The sequence below is a fragment of the Vibrio sp. GLN_1 genome (genome assembly GCF_043106015.1).
In the GTDB taxonomy this organism is placed as follows: domain Bacteria; phylum Pseudomonadota; class Gammaproteobacteria; order Enterobacterales; family Vibrionaceae; genus Vibrio; species Vibrio parahaemolyticus.
In genome coordinates this window covers 1-2,176 of sequence record NZ_JBICMD010000015.1, presented here as the reverse complement: position 1 = coordinate 2,176, position 2,176 = coordinate 1, and the positions used below count along the sequence as shown (strand labels likewise).

2 protein-coding genes are annotated in these 2,176 nt (G+C 40.9%); one reads left to right on the top strand and one right to left on the bottom strand.

The features are described 5' to 3' along the window. Window positions 1-149: 149 nt before the first annotated feature. On the bottom strand, window positions 150-752 hold the full coding sequence (gene tetR, locus ACF8OV_RS07760) for a tetracycline resistance transcriptional repressor TetR (RefSeq protein ID WP_000113092.1): 603 nt from the start codon (window positions 750-752) through the stop codon (window positions 150-152). Window positions 753-832: 80 nt separating this feature from the next. Here tetR and tet(59) point away from each other — a divergent pair, with 80 nt between their 5' ends. Then, window positions 833-2,035, top strand: a complete 1,203-nt coding sequence (tet(59), locus tag ACF8OV_RS07755) for a tetracycline efflux MFS transporter Tet(59) (protein ID WP_001031679.1) — start codon at window positions 833-835, stop codon at window positions 2,033-2,035. Window positions 2,036-2,176: the final 141 nt, after the last annotated feature.

Sequence of the window (2,176 nt, the reverse complement as noted above, 5' to 3'; positions counted from 1 at the left end):
CAAAAATGCAAGCCGATGAACAACTCGCGATGGCAACAGCTAAAAAATTGGTAGAACAAAAACGCCAAATTGAAAAACAATGTTCTAAATAAATCCACCACTCGCACAAATCCCCCCTATTGTGCGAGCCTAAAAACACAGACACCTTATCACTGCTTTTCGAAACCATTAATCAATGCTTCTAAACCAAATAAAAAAGCCTCTGTGCCATCATCTTGATCCATAATTTGCAAAGCATCTTTTAATAGTCGAGGCATCGTATCATCTGCTATTTGTTGCCTATCATTAAGTGCTGCGATATGTTCTTGCTGCTCTAACACAGAACCTAACGTAAAATGACCAACCGCGCTTATTGCATATAACCCACATTTTAATGAAAAACCATTGTCCACCATAAACTGCAACTGCATTTCTACGGTGTCATATTGGTCTGAACTCGGGCGAGTCCCTAAATGCACTTTTGCGCCATCACGGTAACTTAATAATGCATCACGAAAGCTCAATGCATTATTACGTAAAAATTGTTGCCACGTTTCCCCAACTGCGGGTAATGAATGACGATGATTACGCTTTAGCATTTCAACAGATAATGCATCCAACAATGTGCGCTTGTTCTTCACATGCCAATATAGTGTAGGCTGCTCTACGCCCAGTTTTTGAGCTAGTTTTCGCGTTGTCAGCCCTTCCATTCCCACTTCATTTAGCAACTCTAATGCCACTGTGATGATGGTTTCTTTATCTAATCGCGCCATACTGCCCTCTCTTTTTTTCTATTGACACTCTATCACTGATAGGGATATATTCCAACTCTATCAATGATAGAGAAAAAACGATGAATAAATTTGCGATCACCGCTTTAACGATCACCGCCCTAGATGCTATGGGGATCGGCTTGATCATGCCTGTATTGCCTACATTGTTACGTGAATACGTGTCGGCTGAAAATTTAGCAAATCATTACGGTATCCTGCTGGCACTGTATGCCATCATGCAGGTTTTTTTTGCTCCTCTACTTGGCAAATGGTCTGATAAATTCGGGCGCCGACCAATATTACTACTATCTCTTGCAGGCGCTGCTGTGGATTACACTTTGCTTGCATTATCTAGCTCACTTTGGATGCTATACGTTGGGCGATTAATTTCTGGAGTTACTGGCGCAACAGGTGCGGTCGCCGCTTCTGTTATTGCTGACAATACTGCTTCACAAGAGCGTACTAAGTGGTTTGGACGCTTAGGGGCGGCTTTTGGTGTCGGGTTAATCTCTGGCCCTGCAATTGGCGGCTTTACAGGGCAATTCTCAGCTCATCTTCCTTTTATTATTGCTGCCATTTTAAATGCGCTCTCTTTTTTAGTTATTATGTTGATATTTAAAGATAATAAAATCAAAAATACTGAAAAAAACACCACAGAAACAGCAGAAAATTCGCGACCTTTCCTGCAAGTGATCAAGCCAGTCATACTATTGTTATTTATCTTTTTTATGACTCAAATGATAGGGCAAATTCCAGCAACGACATGGGTGTTATTTACGGAACATCGTTTTCAATGGGGCAGTATGGAGATCGGCCTATCTTTAGCGGGGTTAGGCATCATGCATGCCTTGTTCCAAGCATTTGTAGCGGGCGCAATCGCCAAGAAATTCAATGAAAAAGTGACGATTATTGTGGGCTTTGTTGTTGATGGAGCAGCATTCATTATTTTGTCATTATTGACAAAGGGTTGGATGATTTACCCTACATTAATCTTACTCGCCGGCGGCAGTATTGCGCTACCAGCCTTACAGGGGTTAATGTCAGCTCAAGTCAATCAAACTAACCAAGGTAAGCTACAAGGCGTTCTAGTCAGCTTAACCAATACGACGGGGGTGATCGGCCCATTATTATTTAGCTTTATTTTTGGTCAAACACTGGCAAGTTGGGATGGCTGGATATGGATGATTGGTGCGATAATGTATGTTTTATTGATTGTATTTATTTTATCTTTTTATAGAAGCACCAAAAAGATAGTTAAAATAGCGAAGCTACCAGCGAGCTAAGTTTTAGCATATCAATATTAAGTGCTATGATACCCCTATCAGATTTGCTTTTAGCACAAGATATTAAGAGACAAACCCTATGACATTACCCCCTAAAAAACCAAGAACAAAACCTGCGGAAGAAAGGCTAGATGACCTAAT

Bases quoted from the DNA above. Each gene is read 5' to 3' on its own strand.
- tetR (WP_000113092.1), bottom strand. From the start codon at position 752: ATGGCGCGATTAGATAAAGAAACCATCATCACAGTGGCATTAGAGTTG.